At 71.4% G+C, this 24,938-nt stretch carries 22 protein-coding genes; 13 read left to right on the forward strand and 9 right to left on the reverse strand.

From position 1 onward, the window contains the following. The first annotated feature begins 56 nt into the window (after positions 1 to 56). From ACU6RU_RS02115 to ACU6RU_RS02140, 6 genes are read left to right on the forward strand one after another with little or no spacing between them, the layout of a single operon-like run. Positions 57 to 1,517, forward strand: a complete 1,461-nt coding sequence (locus ACU6RU_RS02115; protein WP_289330921.1) for a fumarylacetoacetate hydrolase family protein — start codon at positions 57 to 59, stop codon at positions 1,515 to 1,517. After that, positions 1,514 to 2,212 (forward strand): GntR family transcriptional regulator, encoded by a 699-nt coding sequence (locus ACU6RU_RS02120; protein ID WP_446725775.1) that lies wholly within the window; start codon positions 1,514 to 1,516, stop codon positions 2,210 to 2,212. The genes ACU6RU_RS02115 and ACU6RU_RS02120 overlap by 4 nt, the downstream gene beginning before the upstream one ends. A gap of 26 nt (positions 2,213 to 2,238) precedes the next feature. Next, positions 2,239 to 3,750: a 5-carboxymethyl-2-hydroxymuconate semialdehyde dehydrogenase gene (gene hpaE / locus ACU6RU_RS02125; RefSeq protein WP_446725776.1), complete on the forward strand. Its 1,512-nt coding sequence runs from the start codon at positions 2,239 to 2,241 to the stop codon at positions 3,748 to 3,750. A 52-nt stretch (positions 3,751 to 3,802) separates the two neighbouring features. Then, positions 3,803 to 4,963 carry a 3,4-dihydroxyphenylacetate 2,3-dioxygenase gene (gene hpaD / locus ACU6RU_RS02130; RefSeq protein WP_446725777.1) on the forward strand — a complete coding sequence of 387 codons (1,161 nt, stop codon included), beginning with the start codon at positions 3,803 to 3,805 and terminating at the stop codon, positions 4,961 to 4,963. A gap of 27 nt (positions 4,964 to 4,990) precedes the next feature. Next, complete coding sequence (locus ACU6RU_RS02135; protein WP_120263424.1) at positions 4,991 to 5,776, forward strand: 2-keto-4-pentenoate hydratase; 786 nt, start codon at positions 4,991 to 4,993, stop codon at positions 5,774 to 5,776. Next, complete coding sequence (locus ACU6RU_RS02140) at positions 5,761 to 6,564, forward strand: HpcH/HpaI aldolase family protein (RefSeq protein ID WP_446725778.1); 804 nt, start codon at positions 5,761 to 5,763, stop codon at positions 6,562 to 6,564. Before ACU6RU_RS02135 ends, ACU6RU_RS02140 begins: the two co-directional genes overlap by 16 nt. A 7-nt stretch (positions 6,565 to 6,571) precedes the next feature. On the opposite strand, the gene ACU6RU_RS02145 is transcribed toward ACU6RU_RS02140, so the two are convergent. From ACU6RU_RS02145 to ACU6RU_RS02155, 3 genes are read right to left on the reverse strand one after another with little or no spacing between them, the layout of a single operon-like run. Next, on the reverse strand, positions 6,572 to 7,399 hold the full coding sequence (locus ACU6RU_RS02145) for a PRD domain-containing protein (protein WP_446725779.1): 828 nt from the start codon (positions 7,397 to 7,399) through the stop codon (positions 6,572 to 6,574). A 44-nt stretch (positions 7,400 to 7,443) separates the two neighbouring features. Continuing rightward, positions 7,444 to 8,895, reverse strand: coding sequence for a family 1 glycosylhydrolase (locus ACU6RU_RS02150; RefSeq protein WP_446725780.1), 1,452 nt, complete (start codon positions 8,893 to 8,895; stop codon positions 7,444 to 7,446). Further along, a complete protein-coding gene (locus ACU6RU_RS02155; RefSeq protein WP_289330918.1) occupies positions 8,882 to 10,786 on the reverse strand; it encodes a beta-glucoside-specific PTS transporter subunit IIABC in 1,905 nt (634 codons plus the stop codon). Before ACU6RU_RS02155 ends, ACU6RU_RS02150 begins: the two co-directional genes overlap by 14 nt. A gap of 219 nt (positions 10,787 to 11,005) precedes the next feature. On the opposite strand from ACU6RU_RS02155, the gene ACU6RU_RS02160 reads away from it, so the two are divergent. The 4 genes from ACU6RU_RS02160 (at position 11,006) to ACU6RU_RS02175 (ending at position 14,759) form a co-directional block, all read left to right on the forward strand. Then, positions 11,006 to 11,698, forward strand: a complete 693-nt coding sequence (locus ACU6RU_RS02160; RefSeq protein WP_446725781.1) for an SDR family oxidoreductase — start codon at positions 11,006 to 11,008, stop codon at positions 11,696 to 11,698. A 7-nt stretch (positions 11,699 to 11,705) separates the two neighbouring features. Then, a complete protein-coding gene (locus ACU6RU_RS02165) occupies positions 11,706 to 13,172 on the forward strand; it encodes a glycosyltransferase (RefSeq protein WP_446725782.1) in 1,467 nt (488 codons plus the stop codon). Positions 13,173 to 13,260: 88 nt separating this feature from the next. Beyond that, complete coding sequence (locus tag ACU6RU_RS02170; RefSeq protein ID WP_289330915.1) at positions 13,261 to 13,563, forward strand: DUF7882 family protein; 303 nt, start codon at positions 13,261 to 13,263, stop codon at positions 13,561 to 13,563. Beyond that, positions 13,560 to 14,759 (forward strand): glycosyltransferase family 4 protein, encoded by a 1,200-nt coding sequence (locus ACU6RU_RS02175; RefSeq protein ID WP_446725783.1) that lies wholly within the window; start codon positions 13,560 to 13,562, stop codon positions 14,757 to 14,759. The genes ACU6RU_RS02170 and ACU6RU_RS02175 overlap by 4 nt, the downstream gene beginning before the upstream one ends. Here the strand turns inward: ACU6RU_RS02175 and ACU6RU_RS02180 are convergent. The 4 genes from ACU6RU_RS02180 to ACU6RU_RS02195 are packed head-to-tail and all read right to left on the reverse strand — an operon-like array spanning position 14,722 to position 18,768. Beyond that, positions 14,722 to 15,519, reverse strand: a complete 798-nt coding sequence (locus tag ACU6RU_RS02180; RefSeq protein WP_446725784.1) for a glycosyltransferase family 2 protein — start codon at positions 15,517 to 15,519, stop codon at positions 14,722 to 14,724. The two genes, ACU6RU_RS02175 and ACU6RU_RS02180, sit on opposite strands and share 38 nt — an antisense overlap. Beyond that, the gene (locus ACU6RU_RS02185; RefSeq protein ID WP_446725785.1) at positions 15,516 to 16,529 is read right to left on the reverse strand and encodes a glycosyltransferase; all 1,014 of its coding nucleotides are present in this window, start codon (positions 16,527 to 16,529) and stop codon (positions 15,516 to 15,518) included. The genes ACU6RU_RS02180 and ACU6RU_RS02185 overlap by 4 nt, the downstream gene beginning before the upstream one ends. Continuing rightward, a complete protein-coding gene (locus tag ACU6RU_RS02190; RefSeq protein ID WP_289330911.1) occupies positions 16,526 to 17,644 on the reverse strand; it encodes a glycosyltransferase in 1,119 nt (372 codons plus the stop codon). The genes ACU6RU_RS02185 and ACU6RU_RS02190 overlap by 4 nt, the downstream gene beginning before the upstream one ends. Then, the gene (locus ACU6RU_RS02195; protein WP_446725786.1) at positions 17,641 to 18,768 is read right to left on the reverse strand and encodes a hypothetical protein; all 1,128 of its coding nucleotides are present in this window, start codon (positions 18,766 to 18,768) and stop codon (positions 17,641 to 17,643) included. Before ACU6RU_RS02195 ends, ACU6RU_RS02190 begins: the two co-directional genes overlap by 4 nt. Before the next feature lie 114 nt (positions 18,769 to 18,882). On the opposite strand from ACU6RU_RS02195, the gene ACU6RU_RS02200 reads away from it, so the two are divergent. Together ACU6RU_RS02200 and ACU6RU_RS02205 are read left to right on the forward strand one after the other, a co-directional pair. Continuing rightward, on the forward strand, positions 18,883 to 19,923 hold the full coding sequence (locus ACU6RU_RS02200) for a hypothetical protein (protein ID WP_289330909.1): 1,041 nt from the start codon (positions 18,883 to 18,885) through the stop codon (positions 19,921 to 19,923). Next, complete coding sequence (locus ACU6RU_RS02205; protein WP_446725787.1) at positions 19,920 to 21,209, forward strand: glycosyltransferase; 1,290 nt, start codon at positions 19,920 to 19,922, stop codon at positions 21,207 to 21,209. Before ACU6RU_RS02200 ends, ACU6RU_RS02205 begins: the two co-directional genes overlap by 4 nt. On the opposite strand, the gene ACU6RU_RS02210 is transcribed toward ACU6RU_RS02205, so the two are convergent. After that, complete coding sequence (locus ACU6RU_RS02210; protein WP_289330907.1) at positions 21,188 to 22,177, reverse strand: squalene cyclase; 990 nt, start codon at positions 22,175 to 22,177, stop codon at positions 21,188 to 21,190. The genes ACU6RU_RS02205 and ACU6RU_RS02210 overlap by 22 nt on opposite strands. 19 nt (positions 22,178 to 22,196) lie before the next feature. After that, on the reverse strand, positions 22,197 to 24,254 hold the full coding sequence (locus ACU6RU_RS02215) for a beta-galactosidase (RefSeq protein WP_446725788.1): 2,058 nt from the start codon (positions 24,252 to 24,254) through the stop codon (positions 22,197 to 22,199). 62 nt (positions 24,255 to 24,316) lie between these two features. On the opposite strand from ACU6RU_RS02215, the gene ACU6RU_RS02220 reads away from it, so the two are divergent. Then, the gene (locus ACU6RU_RS02220; protein ID WP_289330905.1) at positions 24,317 to 24,916 is read left to right on the forward strand and encodes a TetR/AcrR family transcriptional regulator; all 600 of its coding nucleotides are present in this window, start codon (positions 24,317 to 24,319) and stop codon (positions 24,914 to 24,916) included. Positions 24,917 to 24,938: the final 22 nt, after the last annotated feature.

The following is a 24,938-nucleotide window of genomic DNA, read 5'->3' on the forward strand; positions in this document are numbered from 1 at the left end:
CGACGTCGTTGTCTGCAGCGTTGTTCTGCTGGCGATGATCATATACGATTTCGAATATGAGACAAGAGCGAGGAAGCTCCGGTCGACCGGGCAAGGTCATCGCGGTCCACCTGAGCTACGCATCCCGGGCGACCCAGCGCGGGCGCACGCCCGCCGCCCCCTCGTACTTCCTGAAAGCGGTGAGCTCGATCGCCACCACCGGCGGCACGGTCGAGCGACCCACCGGCACCGAGCTGCTCGCCTTCGAGGGCGAGATCGCGCTGATCATCGGCCGCGACACCCACCGCGTCGGCCTCGCCGAGGCGTGGGATCACGTCGCCGCAGTGACCGCCGCCAACGACCTCGGCGTCTACGACCTGCGCGCCGCCGACAAGGGGTCGAACCTGCGGTCCAAGAGCCGCGACGGCTTCACTCCCCTCGGCCCCGACCTCATCGATGCGCGCAGCATCGACCCCGAGCGCCTCCGCGTGCGCACGTGGGTCAACGGCACGCTCGTGCAGGACGACACGAGCGCGGGGATGCTGTTCCCCCTGGCGCAGATCGTCGCCGACCTCTCCCAGCATCTGACCCTCGAGACCGGCGACGTCATCCTGACCGGCACGCCCGCCGGTTCGTCGGTCATCGGCCCCTGCGACGTCGTCGAGGTCGAGGTCGACGCGCTCGACACCGGTGCCACCTCCGGGCGACTCGTCACCACCGTCGCGGCCCGCTCCGATGCCGGCTTCGACCCCGCGCTCGGGTCGCTGCCCGCGGTCGACGACGTCCAGCGCGAAGAGGCCTGGGGGTCGCGCGCCGCGGCCGGGCTGCCCGAGGCACCGGCATCCGTTCTCACCGCGGACCTCCGCGCCAAGCTCGAGCGCGTCCCCGTCGCCGCGCTTTCTCAGCAGCTGCGCAAGCGCGGTCTCGATGACGTCTCGATCGACGGTGTGCACCCGATGCACCCGGGCCGCACGCTCGTCGGAACCGCCGCCACGTTGCGATTCGTGCCCTTCCGCGCCGACCTCTTCGCCCGTCACGGCGGTGGCTTCAACGCGCAGAAGCAGGCCTTCGACTCGGTCTCGCCCGGCGAGGTGATCGTCATCGAGGCGCGGGGCGAGACCGGGTCGGGCACGCTCGGCGACATCCTCGCCCTCCGCGCCCAGACCCGGGGAGCCGCCGGCGTGGTGACCGACGGCGGCGTGCGCGACTACGCCGCCGTCGCCGAGATCGGACTCCCGGTCTACACGGCGGGACCGCACCCGGCCGTGCTGGGCCGCAGGCACGTCCCGTGGGAGGCGGGCGGCACCATCGCCTGCGGCGGCGCGACCGTCCAGCCCGGCGACATCATCGTGGGCGACGCGGACGGCGTGATCGTCATCCCGCCCGCTCTCGTGGCCGAGGTCGTCGATGCCGCGCTCGCCCAGGAGGACGAAGACGCCTGGATCGCCGCGCGCGTCGCGGAGGGCGCATCCGTCGACGGCCTGTTCCCGATGAACGCGGCCTGGCGAGCCCGGTACGACGGCGAGCGCGGCGCATGACACCGCCGACGCCTCCCCTGCCCGAGACGCAGAGCAAGTCGCAGCGTGCGTACCAGTGGATCCGCGAGCGCATCGCCGAACAGGAGTTCACCCCCGGTTACCGGCTCGTGCTCGGGACGATCGCCGGCGAGCTCGACATGAGCGTCGTACCGGTGCGCGAAGCGATCCGGCAGCTCGAGGCCGAAGGGCTCGTGACCTTCGAGCGCAACATCGGTGCCCGCGTCGCGATGGTCGACGACTCGCAGTACCGGTTCAGCATGCAGGCACTGTCGATCCTCGAAGGCGCGGCGACGGCGCTCGCCGCGCGTGCGCTCGACGTCGACGACATCCGACGCGCGCGCGAGATCAACGACCTGATGACCGAATCGCTCGACCACTTCGACCCGCGGTCGTTCACGCGCCTGAACCAGGAGTTCCACGCCGTGCTGTTCGAGCGGTGCGCGAACCCGCGGATGCTCGAGCTCGTGCAGACCGAGTGGGCGCGGCTCGGACACCTGCGCGACTCGACGTTCAGCTTCGTGCCGGGCCGCGCGCAGGAGTCGGTGCGCGAGCACGAGCACATCGTCGCGCTCATCGAACGCGGAGCACCGCTGACGGAGATCGAGCACGCCGCACGACGCCACCGCTCCGCGACTCTCGACGCCTATATGACCCACGAGCACCCCGATCAGGCGCTCGGCCTGCCCAATTTCTGACCGCCCCCGTTGCAAGGACGCACGAGATGACCGACACGACGCTCACCGCCCCCCACACGCCCGCGGACCTGCCCGGCGCCATCCGCCACTACATCGACGGGTCGCTCGTCGACTCGGTCGACGGCGGCACCTTCGACGTGCTCGACCCCGTCACCGGGCGCGTGTACCTGCAGGCGGCCGCCGGCAAGAAGGCCGACGTCGACGCGGCCGTCGCAGCAGCCCGGCGCGCATTCGCCGATGGCCCGTGGCCGCGGATGCTCCCGCGCGAGCGCTCGCGCGTGCTGCACCGCATCGCCGACCTCGTCGAGTCGCGCGACGCCCGCCTCGCCGAGCTCGAGTCGTTCGACTCCGGGCTCCCCATCACCCAGGCGCTCGGGCAGGCCCGGCGCGCGGCCGAGAACTTCCGCTTCTTCGCCGACCTGATCGTCGCTCAGGCCGACGACACCTACAAGGTGCCCGGGCGTCAGATCAACTACGTCAACCGCAAGCCGATCGGCGTCGCCGGACTCATCACGCCGTGGAACACGCCGTTCATGCTCGAGTCGTGGAAGCTCGCCCCCGCGCTCGCCACCGGCAACACGGTCGTTCTGAAGCCCGCCGAGTTCACTCCCCTGTCCGCGTCGCTGTGGGCGGGCATCTTCGAGGAGGCGGGACTGCCGCCCGGAGTGTTCAACCTCGTCAACGGCCTCGGCGAAGACGCGGGCGACGCCCTCGTGAAGCACCCCGACGTGCCCCTCATCTCCTTCACCGGCGAGAGCTCGACGGGGCAGCTGATCTTCGCCAACGCGGCGCCGCACCTGAAGGGCCTGTCGATGGAGCTGGGCGGCAAGAGCCCGGCGATCGTCTTCGCCGACGCCGACCTCGACGCCGCGATCGACGCCACGATCTTCGGGGTCTTCTCGCTCAACGGCGAGCGCTGCACGGCCGGCAGCCGCATCCTGGTCGAGCGCTCGGTATACGACGAGTTCGTCGAGCGCTACGCCGCTCAAGCGAAGCGAGTCAGAGTCGGCTATCCCCATGATCCGGCGACCGAAGTGGGCGCGCTCGTGCACCCCGAGCACTTCGCCAAGGTCATGTCGTATGTCGAGCTCGGAAAGAGCGAGGGCCGTCTCGTCGCCGGCGGCGGCCGCCCCGAGGGGTTCGAGAGCGGCACGTTCGTCGCCCCGACGGTGTTCGCCGACGTGGCCCCCACCGCGCGGATCTTCCAGGAGGAGATCTTCGGCCCGGTCGTCGCGATCACCCCGTTCGACACGGACGCGGAGGCCCTCACCCTCGCCAACGACACGAAGTACGGGCTGGCCGCCTACGTGTGGACCAACGACCTGAAGCGGGCGCACACCTTCTCGCAGGCCGTGGAGGCGGGGATGGTGTGGCTCAACTCCAACAACGTGCGCGACCTCCGCACCCCGTTCGGCGGTGTCAAGGCGTCGGGCCTCGGCCACGAGGGCGGCTACCGGTCGATCGACTTCTACACGAACCAGCAGGCGGTGCACATCACCCTCGGCGCGGTCCACAACCCGACCTTCGGCAGAAGCTGAGCCGCCGCCCGGAACCGCCGGCCCCACCCGCATCGAGAGCAAGGACGCTGTCATGACCCACCGCGAACAGATGACCCGCACATCGTCGGGATACTTCGTCAGCCCGGAGGCGCCGATCGCCTGCGACGACCCGATCCCCACGCCGGCCGCACCGGCGCCCGACATCCTCCGCTGCGCCTACATGGAGCTCGTCGTCACCGACCTCGCCGCCTCACGCGAGTTCTACGTCGACCTACTCGGCCTGTACGTCACCGAGGAGGACGACGCGGCGATCTACCTCCGCTCGACCGAGGAGTTCATCCACCACAACCTCATCCTGCGTCAGGGGCCGGTGGCCGCCGTCGCAGCGTTCTCGTACCGGGTGCGATCAGCCGAAGACCTCGACCGCGCCGTCGCGTTCTACACCGAGCTCGGCTGCCGGGTCGAACGGCGGCCGGACGGCTTCGTCCGGGGTATCGGCGACGCGGTGCGCGTCGAGGACCCCCTCGGCTTCCCGTACGAGTTCTTCTTCCAGACCGAGCACGTCGAGCGCCTCTCCTGGCGCTACGACCTGCACACACCGGGCGAGCTCGTTCGTCTGGATCACTTCAACCAGGTGACGCCCGACGTCCCGCGTGCCGTGCAGTTCATGCAGTCGCTCGGGTTCCGGGTGACCGAGGACATCCAAGACGACGCGGGCACCGTGTATGCGGCGTGGATGCGGCGGAAGCCCACCGTCCACGACACCGCGATGACCGGCGGCGACGGGCCCCGCATGCACCACGTGGCTTTCGCGACCCACGAGAAGCACAACATCCTCGCGATCTGCGACAAGCTCGGCGCACTCCGCCGGTCGGACGCCATCGAGCGCGGTCCGGGCCGTCACGGCGTCTCGAACGCGTTCTACCTCTACCTGCGCGACCCCGACGGGCACCGCGTCGAGATCTACACGCAGGACTATTACACGGGCGACCCCGACAATCCCGTCATCACATGGGACGTCCACGACAACCAGCGCCGCGACTGGTGGGGCAACCCCGTCGTGCCGTCCTGGTACACCGAGGCCTCCCTCGTCCTCGACCTCGACGGGAAGCCCCAGCCGCTTCGCGCCCGCACCGACGACTCCGAGATGGCCGTGACGATCGGGGCGGACGGGTTCTCGTACACCCGGCCCGGCGACGACGGGCTGCCCGAGGACAAGCAGGGCGAGTACAAGCTCGGCCACCAGCTCTAATCTCCTACCAGCTCTGAGAGGACGCCCATGCTCTCCCCCGACATCGTCACCGCCATCGCGGACGAACTGGCCGAAGCCGATCGCACGCACGGCGTCATCCCGCGCATCACGGCGCGCTATCCCGGCGCCACGATCGAGGACTCGTACGCGATCCAGGGCGTCTGGCGCGATCGGATGATCGCTTCAGGCAGACGCCTGGTCGGACGCAAGATCGGCCTGACCTCGAGAGCGATGCAGCAGGCGACCGGCATCACCGAGCCCGACTACGGCGTCATGTTCGACGACACCGTCTTCGACTCCGGCGTCGAGATAGCGACCGAGAGGTTCTCGAACGTGCGCGTCGAAGTCGAGCTCGCCTTCGCGCTCGCCCGCCCGCTCGCGGGACCCGACTGCACACTCGACGACGCACTCGATGCGATCGACTACGCCGTCCCGGCCCTCGAGATCCTGAACTCGCACATCGAGCTCGAGGGCCGCACGATCGTCGACACGATCGCCGACAACGCCGCCTATGGCGCGATGGTGCTCGGCGCCGAGCGGCGGCGCCCCGACGAGATCGACCTGCGGTGGGTGCCCGCGCTGCTCTCGCGCAACGGCGAGATCGAGGAGACCGGCGTGGCGGCGGGCGTGCTCGGACACCCCGCGACGGGAGTCGCGTGGCTCGCCAACAAGGTCTCGCAGCACGGTGCACGCCTGGAGGCTGGCGAGCTGATCCTCGCCGGATCGTTCACCCGGCCGATGTGGGTGTCGCGCGGCGACGAGGTCCGCTGCGACTATGGCCCGATGGGAGAGATCGCATGCCGTTTCGTCTGAAGCCGACCTTCCGCGACGCGCTCGCCCGCGCGGATCGCCCGCTCGCGGGCATGTGGGTGTGCTCGGGGTCGCCGCTGATCGCCGAGATCTGCGCCGGCGCGGGACTCGACTGGCTGCTCATCGACATGGAGCATTCCCCCAACGGACTCGAGTCCGTCCTCGCGCAGCTGCACGCCGCTGCCGCGGCGCCGGTCACCACCCTCGTCCGCGTCCCGACCGCCGACCCGGTCATCATCAAGCAGGTGCTCGACCTCGGCGCGCAGAACCTCCTCGTGCCGATGGTGTCGTCGGCCGCCGAAGCAGAGGCGATCGTGCGCGCGGTGCACTATCCGCCGCGCGGCATCCGCGGTGTGGGTTCCGCCCTCGCCCGTTCGGCCCGCTGGAACCGCGTCGACGACTACCTGGCCGAGGCCGAGCAGCACGTGTCGCTCGTCGCGCAGATCGAAACCGCCGCGGGGGTCGAGGCCGCCGCGGCCATCGCTGCCGTCGACGGAGTGGACGGCGTCTTCGTCGGCCCGAGCGATCTCGCCGCCTCGATGGGACTGCTCGGACAGCAGACCCATCCCGACGTCGTCGCCGCCGTCCGACGGGTCTTCACCCAGGCCCGAGCGTCGGGCACACCGGTGGGCGTCAACGCCTTCGACCCCGCGCTCGCCCGCGACTACGCCGAGGCCGGGGCGGACTTCCTGCTCGTCGGCGCGGACGTGGCGCTGCTGGCCCGCGGCTCGGAAGCGCTCGCCACGGCCTGGGTTCCCGAGGCCGACCGCACCGCTCGCGCCGGGTACTGACGCGCGATCACCTCGGCACCGCCCGCGCGACGTGCAGGGCGAGGTAGGCCACTTCCTCGTCGGAGATCTCGATGTCGTGCTGAGTCCGCACGAGCGCGCGTACGCGCTCGGCCGTCGCCGTCGCTCTCGGATGCCGCCGGCTCATGCTCTCGAAGAGGAAACCGTCGTCGCTCTCGAGCATGCGACCCGAGAACACCCGCTCGGCGAAGAATTGCAGGTGCACGAGGAAGCGCGACGAATGCAGGTCGTCGCCGAAGGCGATCCCCGTGGAGTTCGACACGATCGTGGTCGCCGCCGAGATGAGCCGCACGACATGCATCGTGTCGGCACCGGCCCGCCCGTTGGCCGCGTTGGCGAGGTGGAACGCGATGTTCGCCGCCTCCTCGTCGGGCACCGCCACGCGCATGCGCTCCCGGAGCAGGTCGACGCCCCGCGATCCGACGGCGTACTCGTCGGGGTAGACGGTGCGCAGTTCCCAGGCGAGCCGGTTCACCACGACGAGACCGCGGCGGTGCCGTTCGACGGCGAAGTGGAGGTGGTCGGTGAGCGTGAGGTAGATGTGCGGGTCGAGGTCGAGACCCGACGCCACCGCGTCTCGCACGATCTCCCGGGTGAGCTCGACGAACTCACCCGGGATCTGCGCGAGCAGTTCGACGAGGTTGCGCTGATCCGCGTCGTCGAGCGCGACGAACACCCGGTCGGTCGCGCCCTCGTCGACGACGTCGCCGGGCTTGGCACCGAAGCCGATGCCCTTGCCCAGCAGCACCCGCTCGACGCCGCGCTCGTCGTCGACGAGCACGACGCTCGAGTTGAGCACCTTCTTGATGATCTGCATGCCCGTCCTCATCGACCCGGCCTCACGCTCGTGGAGCAGTGGGGTCACCCGAGATCTGCACCGTTCGTGGCGATCACCCGCTGGTACCACCAGAACGAATCCTTGCGTCGACGCTCACCGCTGCCCTGGCCGAGGTCGTCGAGGTCGACGTGAATGAAACCGTATCGCTTGGAGATCTGCGACGACGACGCGCTGATGATGTCGATCGGTGCCCAGCTGGTGTACCCCATCAGCTCGACGCCCTCATCGACCGCCCGGATCATCTCGCGGAAGTGCGCGCGGAAGTAGTCGATGCGGTACGGGTCGTGGATGCGTCCGTCTGCGGTCAGCTCGTCGCGCATGCCGAGTCCGTTCTCGACGATGAACAGCGGCTTGCCGTAGCGGTCGTACAGATCGATGAGCGAGATCCGCAGTCCGACCGGGTCGATCTGCCACCCCCATTCGCTGGACTCGAGGTAGGGGTTCTTGACCCCGAGCACCGTGTTGCCCGGCGTCCGCTCGGCATTCGGGTCGACCGACTCGGCGAGGGTCATGTAGTACGACAGCGAGATGAAGTCGACCGGGTGCTCGCGCAGCAACTCGGCATCCCCCGGCGCGAACGGGATCTCGACGCCCTGTCGCGCGAGCGCGTTCAGGGCGAGCCGGGGGTAGGCACCGCCGGCCTGGACGTCCGTGCACAGATAGAGCAGCCGGTCCTTCGCCTGCGTCGCGGCGATGTCGTCGGGGTGGCACGTCAGCGGGTAGGTCTTCAGCATCGTCAGCATGCACCCCATCTGCGACTCCGGCCACATCTCGCGCAGCATCCGGGTCACCGAGGCCGAGGCCACGAACTGGTGGTGGAGGGCCGTGTAGCAGGCCTGCAGGACGCTGCCCTCGACGGTCTCCTCGATGATGCCGCCCGAGGTGAGCGGGTGCCGCACGATGCCGTCGATCTCGTTGAACGACAGCCACAGCTTCACGAGATGCCCGAAGCGTTCGAAGCACGTGCGCGCGAAACGCTCGAACAGGGCGATCGTGCTGCGATCGACCCAGCAGTTGTTCTTCAGGGCGAGAGCGAGCGGCGGGTCGTAGTGCGAGAGCGTGACGAGCGGCTCGATGCCCAGCCGCCGCATCTCGGTGAACAGTCCCTCGTAGAAGGCGATGCCCGCCTCGTTCGGCTCGGTCTCCTCACCCGTCGGGTACAGCCGCGTCCAGGCGATCGACACGCGCAGCACCGTGAAGCCCATCTCGGCGAACAGCGCGAGGTCTTCGGGGTACCGGTGGTAGAAGTCGATCCCGCGGCGCTTGGGGTAGTAGGTCTCGTCGTCATCGGCCATCGCCGCCGTGATGCTCTCGACTGTGTGCGCGTGATGGATCGCGTACTCGCGAGGATCGACGTTCGGGCGGTACTTCGCGATGTCCGAGACGGCCGGCCCGCGGCCGCCCGCGCGCCACGCGCCCTCGGCTTGGTTGGCGGCGAGCGCGCCGCCCCACAGGAACGATTCAGACAGTGCCACGAGCGGCCTCCTTGGTGCGTGCGGTGAAGATGCCGGTGCCCGCCTCGACGGGGCCGGTGAGAGCCTCGACCACGTCGAACGCGTCGCCGTTGAGGACGACGACCGGGGTGATCGTGTCGAACCCGGCGAGATGGATCGCCTCGAGGTCGGCCTCGAGGACGAGCTGACCACGCTCGACGCGATCGCCCTGCGCGACGTGGGCGACGAAGGGGGCACCGTCGAGCTTGACGGTGTCGAGCCCGACGTGGACGAGGACCTCGACGCCGTCGTCGCCGGTGATGCCGAAGGCGTGCTTCGAGGGCAGCAGGCTCGAGACCACCCCCGACAGCGGCGCGTACACCGAGCCGGCGCTGGGACGGATCGCGACGCCGTCGCCGAGGATGCCGCCACCGAACACCGGATCGTCGACGCGGTCGAGCGGGACGACCTCGCCGGCGACGGGGGCGACGAGCCTGCCGTCGGCGACCGGTTCGGCCGCGATGTCGCCCGCGCTGCCGGCCTGAGCCTCGAGCGCGCGGATCGTGCCCGAGTCGGAGTCCTTCCAGATGACGAGCGCGACGACGAAGGCGGTCGCGAAGGCGACGAGGGCCCCGATGACGGCGTGGATGAGGTTCCACGGGTTCAGCACGTCGATGAACATCGAGATGCTCGCCGCTCCGGGGCTGACGAGGGCGAAGGCTCCGACAGCAGCGATGCCGAGGTAGACGCCGCCGGTCAGCGACCCGGCGATCACCGCGAACAGTGCTCGGCGGTTCTGCAGCGTCACGCCGTAGAGCGCGGGCTCGGTGATGCCGAAGAACGCGGAGATGCCCGACGAGATGGCCGTGCCGCGCAGCGTCTTGTTGCGGGTGCGGATCGCGACGGCCAGGCTCGAGCCCGACTCGGCGATGTTGTGGGCGAGTGAGGCCACGAGGTAGAAGGGGTCACGTCCCTGCTGCGCGACGGTCGCGATCGTGGGCGGGATGAAGGCCTTGTGCATCCCGACCGAGATGATGAAGGGCAGCACGACGGCGAGCAGTGCGATGGCGACCCAGCCGAGAGTGCCGTACAGCCAGAGCATTCCGCCGGTCAGCAGCGACCCGAGTCCGTAGCCGAGCGGCCCCAGGGCGAAGATCATGATCGGGGAGACCACGATGAAGCACAGGAGCGGCACGAAGAAGGTGCGGATGGGCCCGGGCGTGATCTTCGTCGCCAGCTTCTCGACGGGCCACAGCAGCAGCACAGCGAGGATCGGCGGGAACACCTGGGCGTTGTAGGCGATCGCCGGGATCGGCAGGCCGAACAGCGCGACGCCACCCTCCTGGGTCAGCAGCCCGGAGAAGGCCGGGAACACCAGCAGACCGACGATGCCGAGGGCGAGGGGGATATTGACGCCGAGCTTCTTCGCGGCGGTGTAGGTCACCAGCAGCGGCAGGAAGAAGAACACCGCGTCGGGGATCGCCGAGAGTACCTGATAGCTGGGATCGGTCGTCTGCATCCACCCGAGCGCGGAGGCGAGGATCAAGAACGACTTGAAGATGCCCGCGCCGGCGATCGCGGGGATGATCGGGGTGAAGACGGCCACGACGAAGTCCATGATCGCCGAGCCCGCGCGCTTCCACGTCAGCTTCTGCCGGGTCTGCCCCGCCGCACGACCGGCCGCGCGGCCGCCGCGCAGTCGCTCGATCTCGGCGAAGTAGTCGCTCACCTTCGACCCGACGATGATCTGCGTCTGGGGGCCGCGCACGACGCCGATGACGCCGGGCACCGCTTTCAGGGCCGCCTCGTCGGCGCGGGCATCGTCGACGAGATTGAACCGGAGCCGCGTCGAGCAATGCTGCAGCGCGGCGATGTTCTCGGGTCCGCCGACATGCTCGAGGATCGCGCCCGCGGCATCCTTCGTGGTGGTCATCTTCGTTTTCCTCCTGTGGAATCCCGGACCGTGCCGCCGGAGCGGCTCCGCTCCGGACCCGGTCGGAGGCAATAAAAAAAGGACCCGAGCGTCGTGCGATGCACGTACGTTCGGATCCTGCCTGCATGACCAGTCACATGTCCGAGATGATCGTCGCACGTTCGGCGGCGGGGTGCAAACGGACGCGGCCGCGGAGCGTGCGGATGGGACGATGGGTGCATGACGAAGACGCATCTCATCACGGGGGCGGGTTCGGGCATCGGCCTCGCGATCGCCCGCCGGCTCGCCCACCGCGGCGACCGGCTCGTGCTCCTCGGCCGCGACGAACCCCGAGCGTTCGAGCTCGCGGACCTCTTTCCGGGCGCCGTCGGCGTCGCTGCGGACCTGCGTCAGCCCGCCGAGCTCGCGGCGGCCCTCGCCGATCGCGTGCCCGATGCGATCGATACGGTGATCCACGGCGCGGGCATCGTCGAACTCGGCCCCGTCGCCGACCTGCCGGTCACCGCGTGGGTCGACCAGCTCACCGTCAACCTCATCGCCGCCGCGGAGCTCACCCGCATCAGCCTGCCCGCGGTACGCGCCGCGCGCGGTCAGATCCTGTTCGTCAATTCCGGCGCAGGCCTCACGGCACACCCCTCCTGGAGCGCGTACGCCGCGTCGAAGCACGGCCTCAAGGCCCTCGCAGATGCGCTCCGCGGCGAGGAGGCCGCGAACGGAATCCGGGTGACGACGGTGTACCCGGGGCGGACCGCCACCCCGATGCAGGCGGAGGTGCACCGTCAGGAGGGCCGCGACTACGACCCCGCCGCGTTCATCGACCCCGAGTCGGTCGCGACGGCCGCGCTCGCCGCACTCGACCTCCCCCGGGACGCCCAGGTTCCGGACGTGTCCGTGCGTCCCGGACCGCGGTGACCACGCCGTGCCCGTCTCCGATCTTCCTCCCGGACGTCACCTCGCGCTGACCTGGGGCATCGCCATTCCCTACGGCGGTATGACGACCGCGATGCTCGACCGCAGCCGCCTGTTCGCCGACGCGGGAACACCGGTCGACGTCCTGACCCTCGACGACCGCGCCTTCCCCCTCCCGCCCATCCCGGGCGTCGGAGTCGAGACGTCCGTGACCATCCGCAACCTCTACGACTGGCCGCGCACGGGTGAGGTTCCGACCGGCTCCGGGGTGCCCGACGCCCCGGCGCCGCTCGACCCCGACGGCGACGACATCGTCTGCGACGAGGCCGGCGGCGTGCTCCTCCGCCGGCTGCGGCTCGGCGAGGACGGCAAACCCGTCGACATCGACCACCTCCGCCCCGACGGCACGATCGCGCTGTCGGAGCGACGTGTCGGGGCGCGCGGCCGCGTCCTCCTCGCACGCGACGCCGGCGGCCGGCCCATCCGGGCCTGGCGTCGGCGATACGACTTCTACGCGGACTGGCTCGACCACATCGTGGGCGAGGACGAAGCGTTCCTGATCGTCGACAGCAAGACCGTCGCCCCCTTCGCCGCAGGCTACCGCCGTCGCCGCGTCACGACCGTCCACGTCGTGCACGGCTCGCACCGCGGCCCGACACCCGGCTCGGTACGCGCATCCCGGCAGCCGGTGTTCTCGCGGCTCACCGATTTCGACGCCGTCGCGTTCGCGACCGAGGCCCAGGCCGCCGACGTCCGCGCGATCGTCGGGCCACACCCGTTCCTCACCAGCGTCGCCCACCCGGTCGCCCCCGTCGACGTCTCCGCGCTGCCGCAGGAGTCCGAACGCGAGGACGCCGTCGTCATCGCCCGCCTCGAACCCATCAAGCGCGTCGAGGATGCCATCGCCGCGATGCGCCGGGTCCACGGTGACACCCGCGGCCACACCGCGATGCGCCTCGACGTCTACGGCACCGGGTCCCAGGCCGACCAGCTCGTCGCGCTGGCTGCCGACGACGACGGCATCCGCTTCCACGGTCACACGGACGACCCCGCCTCGGCGATGGCCACGGCGAGCCTGCTCCTGCTCACGAGCCGGTCCGAGGCGTTCGGCCTCGTCCTGCTCGAAGCGATGGCCGCGGGCTGCCTTCCCATCGCGTACGACATCGCCTACGGGCCGGCCGAGCTCATCCGCCACGGCGAGAACGGCTGGCTCGTGCCCGACGGCGACGTCGACGCACTCGCCGACGCCATCCGGGCCGCAGCGGCGCTCGACCCCGCCCGACGAGCCGCGATGCGGCGGAGCGCGCGAGCGACGGCATCCGCCTACAGCGACGCGCGCATCCGCAGCCGCTGGGCGAGCGTTCTCCGGACGGCGCGCCGCCGCCGGCGGACGCGAGGCGGGCTGCGTCGCCTGGCGGCGACCGCACGCCGGATGACGGGCGCGCTGCGACGACGCCTGCGTCCCTCGCGCCGTTAGCTCGCCCACGACCGGCTCGTCAAGGGCCACTCGGAACGGCGAGCGGGTGGTGCACCCTGTCGTGGCACGAGGGGAGGCGAGCACCGCGATGGGCGTACTGAGATACGGGTCGGACCTGATCCCCATCGTCATGCCCGACGATGTGCTCGCTCATCTTCAGCTCGTGGTCGCGGCCAAGCTCGGCGCAGGCGAAGGGTTCACGGTGAGCTGGCGACACGGCGACGGACAGGGGCGGAGCACGCTGTGGTTCGAGCGCTCGATCCCGCTCCGATTCGACTTCGCATCGCCGCACCCGGTCGTCACTGACCCGCGGCGCGTGCGGGCAATGATCACCGAGGCCGCTGCGGTCACCGGGCTTTCGCTCGGCACGCTGCCTTCCGAGGCCTCATGACCGGGATCCTGACGTCGCACGCCGACGCCCGCTGGCTCGTCGCGACTCCCGAGTACGCCGGTGTCACCGCTTACACCGGCGGGATCGGCCGCCACTACGCTGCCCTCCTTCCGGCCCTCGCGCGCCAGGGGATCGCGGTCGATCTCGCGATCGAGACGAACGACGAGCTCGTGTCCGACGACGCGGGCGACGGCATCCGCCTGATCGGCGGCGGCGTGCGGCGCGCCTACCGATCACGCCGCCATGACGTCGTCTTCGCACCCGAGTGGCGAGGCCTCGCGGCCATGCTCCCCCGCACGGCGCCGCTATTGACGAACCTCGCGACCGGGGTCCGGCTCGCCGACGAGGTCTCCGGGTTCCGTCCTGCCGACCTGCCGATCGGACAGCGTGTCGTGCGTGCGCGGCAGGCCGCCGCCGAACGGCGCCAGCTGTATCGCTCCGCGGGTCTCATCTCCATCTCCCGCGCGATGCTCGAGCGCACGAGCGACCTCTACCCGGGATTGCCCCCGGCTCGCGTCGTGCGCAACTGCATCGACGTCGACGCCGTGGCCGCCGCCGCGGCACGCGCCGGGGTCCCGCAGGGCTGGCCGGACGATGAGGCGCCGGTCGTGCTGTTCCTCGGACGGTCCGAACGTCGCAAGGGCATCGAAGACGCATTCTCGGCCTTCCGGCGCGTGCACGAGGAGCTACCGCGGGCGCGGCTGGTCGTCGCCGGGGCCGGCGGCGATGCCCGCTACGAGCCGACGCGTGCCGCGCTCGTCGAGATGCTGCCGCCGTCGGCGCGCGACCGCGTGACCTGGCTCGGGCACGTGCCCGGTGACGAGCTCTACGGGGCCATCGCTCGCGCCGACGTCGTCATCTGCCCCTCGCGCTGGGAGGGATTCGGCAATGTCGCCCTCGAGGTCAAGACCATCGGAACCCCGCTCATCGTCACCTCCGGCAGCGGGTACGACGAATTCTGCACCGACGGACAGGACTGCCAGAGCGTGCCGCCCGCGGACCCCGAACGCCTCGCCGCCGCCATCAACGTCGCGGTGCGCCATCCGGCGTGGGCACGCACCCTCGCCGAACACGCCCGCGCTCAGGTCGCCGACTTCGCCCCCGACCCCGTCGCCCGCGACCTGATCGGCGCCGCGACCGACCTCCTCGCCGGCGCGATCAGGCCGAGGCTCGACGCCAGCCGTCGTCCCCGCTGACGATCGCTCCGGCCCGCTCGAAGGCTTTCAGCCAGCCCGTCATGGGCCACTCGCCCCACTTCCGGGCGAAGAGGGCACCGTTGCGCAGGATGTCGTCGAGGTGCTGCCACGGCGGCGAGGACGTCTCGTGATACTGGTGGTACGCGTCGGCACCGCCCACCCAGATCATCGGGATCGATGCACGCCGCAGGGAGAACGCGAAGTCGGTGTCCTCACCCCCGTATCCCTCGTACCTCTCGTCGAAGCCGCCGACGGCCCGCCACACGGCGGGCGTGGTCGCGAACGACAGCGACCAGAACAGCGGGTACTCCTCCGGGGCGGCGCGTTGCAGGGCGCCCGCCGCCGGAGCCGGGCGCGCCGCGTGGGGCGCGGTGGCCGCGCGGAGGGAAGCCGCATCGAGTGCGGCTTCGGCGGGCAGATACGTCACCGGCCCGCACAGGACCGCATCGGGGTGCTGACCCGCCGCATCCCGGTAGCGACCGACGAGCTCGGGCCCGGGAATGCAATCGGCGTCGAGGAAGATGAGCAGTCTCGCCCCGAGGGCCTCCGCGGCGCGGGCGCCGGCATTGCGCGCCGCCGCGAGCCGCAGGCCGGCCGCTCCCGGAGCGACGCGCACGACGCGCTCGGCATCGAGGTCCGGCGCATCGTCGTCGCCGATCCATACGACGACGCGCGCCAGGCCCGCCGTCGCACGCAGCTGATTGCGCAGGTGCCCGAGGCGAGGCGCCGAACAGAGCGTCACGATCGCGACATCGCTCATCGAGCCTCTCCCGTCCGCAGCTCGGCGCTGATGACCGCGGCAGCGCGCTGCGCCGCTCCTTCGGTGCGCCACGCAGCCCAGGCCTCGCCGCCGCGGGCGGATGCCTGCCCCAGCAGGTCCGGCCACCGCGCCGGATCGGGCCACCCGGTCAGGGCGACCGCGAGGCCCGAGCGTCCGAGCGCCGACGCCGTCGCGTGCTGCTCGGCGAACGGGCGTTCCTGCGGGATGACGACGGCGGGCGCGCCCGCCGCAGCGAGGTCGGCGACGGCGTTCTGGCCGCACCACGACACGACGACGGATGCCGTCGACAGCGCCTCCCACGGATCGGCCGTCCATGAACCCGACCCGGCGCCGAGCACGCGCCACGGACGCCCCGACGCGCTCTCCGCCGCCGCGATGTCGTCAGCGGAGACGTCGGCTCCGCCACCGCCCCCGAGCAGGACGACCTCACCACCGCGTGGGCGGGCCGGGCGTGCGCGGCCCGCGAACCGCGATATCCCGCCCACGAACGCGACACGGTCACCCAACGAGGTCAGATGCCGGGGCGCGTAGAGCTCGACCGGCCACGGCGCGATGACGCGCCGTGCCGCCGCGAAGGCCAGCCGGTGGGGCTCGTCGATGCGGTCGCCGGGCTGCGTGACGATGATCACCGGGACGCCGAGGAGTCGGAGGAAGAGCGTCACCTCGGCAGAGACGTCGACGACGAAGGCATCGACGTCTCCCGTCGCGACCGCCGCCGCGATGACGGCGAGCCGAGACCGATGGCCGGCGTGGCGCAGGGGCGCCCAGTGCAGGAGGCCGCCCGCCGTCGGATCGTCGCCGGGGAGAGCCGGGGCCGGCTGGTCATCGCGCGCGAGGCCGACCCACGAGACGTTCGCAGGTAGGTCGTCGGGAGCGGGCAGCGAGCTGAAGCAGACGACGTGGGCATCGAGATGGGGCGCGATCGCCCGCATCCGCGTGAGGTGCCCGCGGCCGTGATGATGGACGTACCAGCCGATGCGCCCCGTCATGCCGGCAGCTCGGCGGGCGCGGCTTCCGTGCTGAGCGACGCGAAGATCTCCTCCAGGGCGGTCGTCCGCGCATCGAGGGAGAACCGATCGACCGCACGCGCGCGGACGGCTCGACGGAAGTGCGGATCACGGCCGTGCCCCCACATCGCCTCGACGGCATCCGCCATCGCCGCGACGTCCCCGGCACCGACCAGACGCATACCGATGCTCGCGGCGGCGATCTCGGGCACGCCGCCCACCGCGAAGCCGACGACCGGCGTTCCGCACATGAGGGCTTCGGGCCCCACGAGCCCGAACGGCTCGGCCCATGCCGGTGTGGCGAGCGCGACCGCGGACCGGCCGACGAGCACGGCGAGCTCGCGCGGCGTGAGCTCGCCGACGAGGGTCACGTCATCATCGAGCAGCGGGGCGAGCACCTCGTCGGCGTACGCGCGATCACCCACGCGACCCGCGATCGTCAGGCGTCTCCCGAGCGCGCGGGCGACGGCCACCGCCAGGTGCGGGGCCTTCTCAGGCACGATGCGGCCGAACCAGACGAGGTCGTCGCCGCCCGGACCGATCGTCCACACTCGGGGGTCCACCCCGTTGGCCAGCAGAGTCGAGGCGACTCCCGCGTGCTGCCATTCGCGGCGGGTGTGCTCGCTGACGGAGAGGAACGTGCTGCCGCGGCCCGCAGCAGCACGATGCGCGCGCACGAAATCGTCGTCCACCGGAGTGTGCAGGGTCGTGACCATCGGCACATCGAGCTGCGGGGCCATCTGCAGCGGCAGAGCATGCAAGCAGTGGTTCGAGATCACGTCGACATCGGCGGCGCGCGACCCGAGGGTCTCGAGGGCGCGGCGGAGCTTCGGCACGCTGAGGGTCTCGTAGGCGGGCGGATACGTCTTGTCGGTGCGCACCGCGTCGGCATCCCAGCCCAGCTCGGGCATCTCCCACACGCTTCCGGGCTCGACGTGGTCCGACCCGGTCACCGCGACGACCGTCACCTCATGGCCACGAGCGCGCAGGGCCTCGACCTCCGACCACACCGCGGCCTCGAGCCCGCCGGCGTGGGGCCTCCGGATCGGGAAACGCAGCGGGGCGATGACGGCGATGCGCAGCGGACGCCCCGTCACGAGGCACGCTCGCTGCGCAGCCGGCGGTACAGTCCGGCGTGCGCTGACGCCGTCGCGGCATCCTGCTCCCGGCGTCGCGTGCGACGCTGTTCGATCAGCTCGGCGCGCGCGATCGAACCGGGCCGTGCCGCGTCGTCGCACGACAGCAGCGACCGCAGCGCCGCCGTCAGAGTCTCGACGTCGCCCGGACGGAAGCTCGCGGTCGAGGCGTCGTCGTGCTGATCGGCGAAGTGACCGACGTCGGGCACCGCGACGGGCACCCCCAGGTCCCAGCACAGCTCCAGCCACCCCGAGTGGCTGCCGTAACGGTAGGGCAGCACGCAGACGTCGAGCCCGCTGAGCGCAGCGTTCAAGGCGGCGTCGGGAAGCCGGCCCTGCTCCACGAGGACGGCGTGAGGGTGACCCGCCACCGCGGAACGGACTTCATCTCGCGCGTCCTGGTCGCGCACAGACCGGTGCATGCGGATCTCAGCGACGGCGTGGTGTCCTTCGGCACGCAGGCGCTCGATCGCCGCGACCAGCGTCCGGGTGCTCGTGGGTCCATCGGTTCCGGGGCGGAGGTCCTTCAGGTGCATCCCGACCCGGAGCTCCTCGCTCACGGCCACGACGGAGGGGCTCTTTCCCTCGTGGAGGATCGCCGGGTGCGGCAGCACGAGCGCATCGCGCCCCCAGCGATCCCGCACCTCGGCGGCGGCCCCCGGTGTCAGGGTGACGAGCGCATCGGCCAGCGGCACGAGCTCGTCGAGCTGCGCGGCGTAGGTGCTCTGGTCCGAGAGCTGCGGATGCGTCAGGTCATGAACGGTGAACACGACGGCCCATCCCGCCGCGTGTGCTTCCTCGACGCAGGCCGTCAGATGCTCGGCCGGGAACGACTCGGTGCCGAAGTGGACGTGCAGGATGTCGGCGCGGTCGGCGTTCCGACGGATCCAGTCGGGGTCGAGAGCCACGGGAGGCCACCAGACCCCCTCCGCCGCCCCCGGCACCGGCGGATCGGGCAGCAGATCGATGCCCGCGGCATCCGTCACACGCCGCACATACGGATGCCCGGCGGGCACCGCCACGACACGCACGTCGGGTGCACCGGACATCTCGTCCAGAGGCGCGCTCGCGGTCACGATGGTCACGGTTCTCCTTGCTGGAACCGCCGAAACGAGGCGATCCGAGTCGGACGCTAGCCCAGCGCATCCCCCGGCGCTTCGCACTTGCGCGAACCTCAGACGACCGGTAACGATGACCGGATGCCCGCCGCCGCCCCTCCTCTCTGCCTCGTCTGGGGTCCCGCCGGACACGGGGTCACCGATTACGGCTCCGACGTCGTCGCCGCCGCCCGCCGGCTCGACCCGAGACTGCGCAGCGTCGCTGTGTCCGATCTCGACGGCGCGCTGGGGGCGATCGCGCCGGGAGAGCACGTGCACCTCCACGCGACCGATCGACTGCTCGGCTCGAGCCTCGAGGCCGCCGCCGCGGCGGTCGAGGCGCTCAGCCGCGTCTGCCGGCTGAGTCTCACGCTGCATGATCTGCCGCAACCGTCCGACGGCACGAAGTACGACCGCCGCGTCTCGGCCTACCGCCGCTTCTTCGACGCCGCCGACGCCGTGGCCGTCAACAGCGACCATGAGCGTCTGCTCGTGTCGGAGCACCTCGGCGACGGGCTGCGGCCCCACGTGATTCCGCTCGGAACCCGCGTCGGTGCAGCTCCGGTGGTCGACGTTCCGGCCACCGTGGCCGACCTCGTCGTCCTCATCGCCGGGTTCGTCTACCCCGGAAAGGGCCACGAGCCCGCCCTCCGCGCCGCCGCCGCGGCGGTGGACGCGCTGCGCGCGTCGGGCCGGCCGGTCGGCGACGCCGTCGTCCGCGCCCTGGGCGCCGCTTCGCCGGGTCACGACGACGACGTCGCGGCTCTTCACCGCCTCGCCGCCGACCTCGGCGGCAGATTCGAGATCACCGGGTTCCTCGGCGACGACGACTTCAGCGCTCGGTTGCACGAGCCCGGCATCCCCGTCGCCGCGCATGAGCACGTCTCGGCGTCTCGGTCGATGCTCGACTGGATCGAGGCGGGACGCCGACCACTCGTCGTCCGATCGCGGTACAGCGACGAGATGGACCGGTTGCGGCCCGGCACGTCGATCCTGTTCGATCCGGCCGAACTCGCCGGTCTCCTCGCGGCGGCGTGGGAGGACCCGGCCACGACGCGCCTCGAACCCGGCCACCCGCTGCGTCCCGATCTCGCCGATGCGGCCGGGTCGTACCTCGCCTGGTGGCGGGGGATGTCGCGGTGACTGCGGCCACTCCCGCCGGCACCCCGCTGCCCGGTAACCGGTGGGATCTCCTCGACGGCCGCTGGCCCGACGAGCCGCCGACGGTGTCGGTGATCGTCGCGCACTATCGCCAGCCCGAACAGCTCGCCCGTACTCTCGCCGCCCTGCGGTTGCAGGATCATCCGGCCGACCGGCTGCAGATCATCGTCGCCGACGACGGCTCGCCCGAGCCTCCCGCCGTCCCGGCGGGCGTCGAGCTCGTGCGCCACGAGGACCGGGGCTTCCGGCTCGCCGCCGTCCGCAACCTCGGAGCCGCGGCGGCGCACGGCGACGTGCTCGTGTTCCTCGATGCCGACACCGCCCCCGAGCCCGCCTTCGTACGCGAGCTGACCCGCCTGCCCGCACTCGCACCCGACTGCGTCACGGTCGGGAGGCGGCGGCACGCCGACCTGTCGGGGGTCGATGCCGCCCGACTCGCCGACCAGGCGGAACAGCGGGCGTTGCCCGAACCCGGCTGGCTTGCCGCGGAATATCGCCGCACCGAGAACCTCCTTCTCGCCGACGACCGCAGTTACCGCCACGTCATCGGCGCGGTCATCGCGTGTTCGCGCGTCTTGTTCGACGCGACGGGGGGCTTCGACGAGACCTTCACGACGTACGGCGGCGAGGACTGGGAGTGGACCTATCGCGCGTGGCTGCACGGTGCGCTGCTCGCCCACGTGCCCGCAGCGGTCGCCTGGCACGACGGACCGGATGCGGCCGGGCGCGATGAAGGGGCGGTCGCGCGCCGGAACGCCGAGACGATCCGACTGAGCGATCTCATCCCCGTCGTGGGGTCCGCCGGCCGCGGCCTGCGTCCGACGCACCCCGACATCGCCGTCGTCGCACCGTCTGATGCGAGCGCCGGGCAGCGGTTCCTCGCTCTGGACAGCACGTTGGCGGCACTCGGCGCAGCCTCGGGCCGCGCTGCCGCGCTTCCGCAACGCCCTGATGCGGATGCCGACGCGGATGCCGCGTTCGACCGGGTCCGGGTCGTCATCGAGCTGCTGCGTCCCGTGCGTGTCGCCGCCGACGCCGATGTCCTCGCCGCGTCACTGGCGCGGATCGACGACGAGGTCCTCGGGCAGCTGACGCTGCACTCGCCCGATGGCGAGCCGCTGGTGCGGATGACCTCGGTGCGCGCCCGAGCCCGCGCGGAGCGCTGGCAGCGCTCCGACCTCTTCCCCGCTGCGTCGGCGACCACCTCGGCGATCCGTGTCGTCACCGACGAGCCGGACCTCGCCGCCTACCTCGGCGGCTGGGGCTGAGCGGCGGCGGCATCCCACCAGTGCAGCACGCGTGACGCGATGAACGTCAGCCACGGCGACGGTTCCCCCTCGGCGACGTCGATGTCGAACCAGACGCGCCCGGCCAGAGGCCTCCCCTGGTGCCACGTGCCGTCGGCCGCGCGCGCGGCGCGGACCATCTCGATCGCCTCCGCCATCCGCGGGTCGGGGGCCACACCCTCAACGAGCGCGGCGGCGCGAAAGTGGTCGAGGGCGACGAGCACGCTGTAGCGGTGGCGGTTGGGGTAGACGAACTCCGTCACGAAGTCGCCCACCGGCTCGCCGGTCGAGGCACGGAAGGCCAACCGTCGTGATAGCAGGTACTCCTCGCCCCGGTGCCGGCTCTCGCGGAGGGCCGGATCGCCCGTGATCTGCTCCCACGCGAGCATGCCCCGCAGCGCGTTGAGCGTCGAATGGAACGATCCGCGGGTCGACCGACCCTCCTCCGCCTCGCAGTTCCACCCGCCGTCGGCGAGCTGATGCTCGGGGAACCACCGCGCGAGCCGGCTCACGTCGACGCCCAGCCAGGCACCGGTTGCGAGCGTGTACGAGTTGATGCACACATCGATCTCGCCGTCCCAGTAGGGCAGGTCGTCGTACTCCCACCGGCTGTTGCGCCGGAGCCGTTCCGCGGTGTCGCCGAGGACGGCCGCATCCAGACCCCACTCCCGCAGGTCTTTCAGGGTCCAGGTGGTCGCCGTCCAGGGCTGTCCCGGCGCGCGCACCTCGGGGCTGTCGAAGAACCCCGCGGGGAAGTAGGCGCCGCCCTCCCACTGGCCGTCCTCGCCCTGCTCGCGAAGCAGGCGCGCACCGTTGCCCTCCGTGGCGACGCGGGCACGCGTTGCCTGCCACACCGCAGGTGGAGCGCCGATAAGGTCGCGCTCCACCTGCCAGCGCAGCGACGGGTCGGTGTCCAGAAGCCACGCCAGCGTGCCGTCCGTGTCGGTCATGCGGTCATTGTCGCGCGGCTCAGCCCTCCTGCGCGAGCACCGCGACTCCGCGCGGGGCGATCGTGACCGCGTCCGACGCACCGCGCTCGGCGGCACCGGCGAGCAGGTCACCGGCCGCAGTCACCACGACCTCCGCATCCGTGCGGTTCGCCAGGAACACGTAACGTCCGTCCTCGTGGCGGCGGACGATCACGTCGATGTCTCCGTCGGCCGCGAGCGGGTCTGCCGCGAGCGCCGGGATGTCGCCGGCCAAGCGCCGCATGACGTCAGCGGCCCCTGCGCGCCCGATCGCAGCCGACACGTACGTGGCGCTCCCGGCGCCGCCGTCCTGGCCGCCTCGGCGGCGCGTGACGGCCGGGGCGCCGTCGAGGTCGCCACCGACGTACACGTCGAGCACGTCGACATCCGGCTCGACACGCGCGATGCGCTCGCTCCAGTCGCGGACGACCGCGCCCGACGCGAGGGATGCCGTCTCGCCCGGCAGCATCGGCACGAACTCCTCGATCGTGATGCCGAGCAGGTCGCGCAGCGCACCCGGGTAGCCGCCGAGCCACACCCGGTCGTTCTCGTCGACGACACCCGAGAAGTAGGTGGTCACGAGGTGCCCGCCCGCCGCGACGAAAGCGGTCAGACGCTCGCGCAGCGCCGCCGGGATGACGTGGAGCATCGGGGCGACGACGACCTCGTAGCCGGCGAGGTCGGTCGCGACGGGAACGACGTCGACGCGCACACCGAGGTCGAGGAGCGCCCGGTACCACAGCAGGGTCTCGTCGTCGTACGCGGGCGACTCGGAGGGGTGCGAGTCGCGTCCGCTGACCCACCACGACTCGTAGTCGAACACCAGCGCGACGCGGGCCCGCTCGCGCCGGCTTCCGGTGACGGGAGCGAGGTCGCGCAACTGCGACCCGAGGTCGACGATGTCTCGGAACACCCGGCTCTCGGCGCCCGCGTGCGGGACCATGCCGGAGTGGTAGCGCTCGCCCCCGGCGCGCGACTGCCGCCACTGGAAGTAGCAGACGGCGTCCGCACCGTGCCCGACATGGGTCAGGGCATCGCGCACCAGTTCGCCGGGACGCTTGGGCGGGTTCACTGCACGCCAGTTCACCGCGCTCGGCGCGTGCTCCATGAGGAACCAGGGCCGGCCGCCGGCGATGTTGCCCGTGAGGTTCGACCAGAACGACAGGTCGTCGCGCCCGAGCTCGCCGGGACGCAGGTAGTGGTCGTTCGAGACGAAGTCGACGTCGCCGACCCACGAGGGGTAATCGATGTCGCGGACGTTCTGGGCGACCATGAAGTTCGTCGTGCGCGGGATGCCCGGGGTCACCTCGGCGAGCACCGCGTTCTCGGCGCGGAGGTGGTCGCGCACGGCATCCGACGAGAAGCGCTCGAAGTCGAGCTGCTGCCCGGGGTTGCGCTGCGTCGGGGCGGCGCGCGGGGGCAGGATCTCGTCCCACTCCTCGTAGTGCTGCGACCAGAAGGCCGTGCCCCAGGCCTCGTTGAGCGCGTCGAGGGTCGTGTAACGCTCCTGCAGCCACACCCGGAACGCGCGGGCGGCGTCATCCGAGAAGTCGTAGAGGTTGTGGCAGCCGAGCTCGTTCGAGATGTGCCAGGCCACGACAGCCGGGTGGTCGGCGTAGCGCTCGGCGAGCGCACGGGTCAGCCGCAGTGCGTACTCGCGGAACACCGGCGATGTCGGCCGCCAGTGCTGCCGCGCTCCCGGCCAGAGCGTCGTCCCGTCGATCGTCTGCGGCAGGATCTCGGGGTGCAGCTTGGCGAGCCACGGCGGCGGCGACGCGGTCGCGGTGGCGAGATCGACGTCGATGCCGTTGGTGTGGAGCATCTCGATGACCTCGTCGAGCCAGCCGAAGTCCCACTGGCCGGGGCGCGGTTCGAGCAGCGCCCACGAGAAGATGCCCAGCGAGACGATGTTGACCCCGGCCTCGCGCATCAGCCGGACGTCCTCGTCCCACACCTCGCGGGGCCACTGCTCGGGGTTGTAATCGGCGCCGTAGCGCATGCGTCCCGGGCCGAGCGCCCCGTCCTTCACCCAGCGGTACGTCGTGTCATCCGTTGCCATGCGATCAGCGTAGACCCAAACACGTGCAGATGCACGGGATTGGCGTGTTCTACGCTCAGGTCATGGCATCCGACCCCGCCCACCCTCGCGGGCCGTACGCGAAGAGCGCCGCTCGCCGCGCCGAGATCGTGGCGTCGGCGACCGTCGTGTTCGGCACCCACGGGTACCGCGGCGGGTCGCTCCGCCAGATCGCCAAGCAACTCGACCTGAGCCTGACGACCGTGATGCACCACTTCCCCACGAAGGTCTCGCTGCTGGCGGCGGTACTCGAGCAGGAGGATGCCGCCGACACCGACTTCCCCGCGCGCGCCGCGCGCGACGGGTTCATCCCGAGCGTGCTGGCGATCGTCGAACGCAACCTCGCGCGGCGCGAGCTCGTGCGCATGTTCTCGATCGTGTCGGCCGAGGCCACGCACCCCGAGCACGAGGCGCACGCGTGGCTGCTCGAGCGCTACCGCGCGGTCACCGAGACCTACGCCGCGGCCATCGCCGACGACTGCGCCCGCGGCCGCCTGGAGGCGCGAGACGACCCCCGCGCCCTCGCCGACCTCGTGATCAGCGGATGGGAAGGCATCCAGATCCGCTGGCTGACCGACGACACCGACCCGGTTGCGGCGATGCGCCTGCTGCTCGTCGGCCTGCTGCGTCCGCGCTCGGCCTGAGCCTGAACTCGCCGCGCCCGAG

Source organism: Microbacterium sp. F1-18 (assembly GCF_052921305.1).

Coding starts and splice junctions, on each gene's coding strand:
- ACU6RU_RS02180 (WP_446725784.1), bottom strand. CDS start 15,519: ATGAGCGATGTCGCGATCGTGACGCTCTGTTCGGCGCCTCGCCTCGGG.
- ACU6RU_RS02160 (WP_446725781.1), top strand. CDS start 11,006: ATGACGAAGACGCATCTCATCACGGGGGCGGGTTCGGGCATCGGCCTC.
- ACU6RU_RS02215 (WP_446725788.1), bottom strand. CDS start 24,254: ATGGCAACGGATGACACGACGTACCGCTGGGTGAAGGACGGGGCGCTC.
- hpaD (WP_446725777.1), top strand. CDS start 3,803: ATGACCCACCGCGAACAGATGACCCGCACATCGTCGGGATACTTCGTC.
- ACU6RU_RS02220 (WP_289330905.1), top strand. CDS start 24,317: ATGGCATCCGACCCCGCCCACCCTCGCGGGCCGTACGCGAAGAGCGCC.
- ACU6RU_RS02170 (WP_289330915.1), top strand. CDS start 13,261: ATGGGCGTACTGAGATACGGGTCGGACCTGATCCCCATCGTCATGCCC.
- ACU6RU_RS02145 (WP_446725779.1), bottom strand. CDS start 7,399: ATGCAGATCATCAAGAAGGTGCTCAACTCGAGCGTCGTGCTCGTCGAC.
- ACU6RU_RS02115 (WP_289330921.1), top strand. CDS start 57: ATGAGACAAGAGCGAGGAAGCTCCGGTCGACCGGGCAAGGTCATCGCG.
- ACU6RU_RS02175 (WP_446725783.1), top strand. CDS start 13,560: ATGACCGGGATCCTGACGTCGCACGCCGACGCCCGCTGGCTCGTCGCG.
- ACU6RU_RS02200 (WP_289330909.1), top strand. CDS start 18,883: ATGCCCGCCGCCGCCCCTCCTCTCTGCCTCGTCTGGGGTCCCGCCGGA.
- ACU6RU_RS02135 (WP_120263424.1), top strand. CDS start 4,991: ATGCTCTCCCCCGACATCGTCACCGCCATCGCGGACGAACTGGCCGAA.
- ACU6RU_RS02155 (WP_289330918.1), bottom strand. CDS start 10,786: ATGACCACCACGAAGGATGCCGCGGGCGCGATCCTCGAGCATGTCGGC.
- hpaE (WP_446725776.1), top strand. CDS start 2,239: ATGACCGACACGACGCTCACCGCCCCCCACACGCCCGCGGACCTGCCC.
- ACU6RU_RS02120 (WP_446725775.1), top strand. CDS start 1,514: ATGACACCGCCGACGCCTCCCCTGCCCGAGACGCAGAGCAAGTCGCAG.
- ACU6RU_RS02210 (WP_289330907.1), bottom strand. CDS start 22,177: ATGACCGACACGGACGGCACGCTGGCGTGGCTTCTGGACACCGACCCG.
- ACU6RU_RS02140 (WP_446725778.1), top strand. CDS start 5,761: ATGCCGTTTCGTCTGAAGCCGACCTTCCGCGACGCGCTCGCCCGCGCG.
- ACU6RU_RS02185 (WP_446725785.1), bottom strand. CDS start 16,529: ATGACGGGGCGCATCGGCTGGTACGTCCATCATCACGGCCGCGGGCAC.